The following is a 1,582-nucleotide window of genomic DNA, read 5'->3' as shown; positions in this document are numbered from 1 at the left end:
TAGGCGCAAAAGTTGTTTTTCGTAGCCGTAAAGGTGCCAAGGCGTTAACCCGTGGTCAAGTATTTCGGATCGTCAAACAGGCAGCTTCACGGGCGGGCATTGAGAGCAACGTTAGTCCTCACTGGTTACGGCATAGTCACGCGAGTCATAGCCTCGACAATAACGCGCCGATCCATGTGGTTCAGAAGTCCTTAGGCCACGCCTCGATCACCACCACTGAGCGATACTTACACGCTAATCCAAAGGACTCCTCTGGCTTGTACCTCGTATGATTGAGAAAATCATATTAGACCAGTAAAAACGAGTGACTGCTCTGCTGAATTAAACTTGAATTCAGCCTCTAGTCTTATATAATTTATATACTCAACAATTTGGGAAATATCTTCTATTTTAAGGAATACCTATAATGGCCGGGTTATTATTTGTGTTATTAGTATTTATTCTGACTATCCTGTTATTACTCTATGCTTTAGCAAAAGCGGAAGCCGAATATAAAGAAAGAATTAAGTGTAGGGAGAAAAATAAAACTACTTTAAGTAAATTTTCAAAAGAAAATAGAGATTCTAGTTCGTTTTCAAGACATTTGCCATTAGAAGAAACAGACACTACAAGTGCAATTTCATTTAAATCTAGCTACTCTAGGCCTTCTCTAGAAGATTTACTTTCGTCTCTGAAACGAAAAATAATTGAAGCTGTTTGCCGACCGCAAATTTACCTAGATGGTGGGTTTGTTCAATCAATGAAAGTCGATGAAAATTTAATAGTTTCGGCACAATTTGAAAGAGATCCAGATATTCCTTTTCAAGATGTTTGGTTAATATTATTAACTATTGACTCTATAGATTATAGTACTCCAATTACTAATGCTGGCTATGAAGATCTCAGAAAATATTTAGAAGAGTTTATTATTTGTACAAAAGCTTGTCTAAGAGGTTACGAAAAAATTCATGGAAAAGAACCAATGGCATGGCGCGTTGCATCTATGGATAATTGGATTGCTTATAACTACGCAAATGTCTTTAATTCTATTCAGCAAGAATGGAATGTTACTTGTGACAGAGTTCATCAAGAGGGTTCTGAACTCATATATATTAAATTTAAGGATTAAGAATTTTGACTATGCGTATTTTCAGTCCAATGGTCTTTGATCTAAGAGGGGTCAAGCCATAGAACGGAAAATATTGTACCCTAAGGAATTCTGTGAAAACCCAAAGTCTTTGTGGCATAAAAGTTTCGACTTTTTTGAATTTCAAGTATTTAAGACTTTATGACCATTTTGCGTAATTGGACTAGAGGACGCCCGAAGTTTAGGTGAGAAAAACTTTGATCCAAACCTACTATTACCAACGGATGAGGCGATTGCCAGAGCTAGAGAAATACAAAAAACTGATGACGGTCAAAAGCGTTACCATCGCAGGGCAGGCATCGAGGGGACAATAGCACAGGCTGTTAAAGCTGTGACCTACGCCGTTCCAGATGGACTAGAGGGCGCATCTCGACAAAAACCTACGGTTATAGAAAAAATATCGTTTGAAAACCTTGTATAGAAAGAGTTTTGAGGATCGACCTTTTTAGAAAGTTT

Annotated in this window: 2 protein-coding genes; both read left to right on the top strand. The window is 37.7% G+C overall.

The genetic code is table 11. From position 1 onward, the window contains the following. Nucleotides 1-272, top strand: a 272-nt coding sequence (locus AACT35_RS10010) for a tyrosine-type recombinase/integrase (protein WP_158227966.1), incomplete at its 5' end; no start/stop codon positions are given. A 134-nt stretch (nucleotides 273-406) separates the two neighbouring features. Then, nucleotides 407-1,108, top strand: a complete 702-nt coding sequence (locus tag AACT35_RS10005) for a hypothetical protein (protein WP_099239502.1) — start codon at nucleotides 407-409, stop codon at nucleotides 1,106-1,108. Nucleotides 1,109-1,582 lie beyond the last annotated feature (474 nt).

This window comes from Synechococcus sp. BDU 130192 (assembly GCF_963876085.1).
GTDB lineage: Bacteria > Cyanobacteriota > Cyanobacteriia > Cyanobacteriales > MRBY01 > MRBY01.
This window is presented reverse-complemented; position numbering and strand designations above follow the sequence as displayed.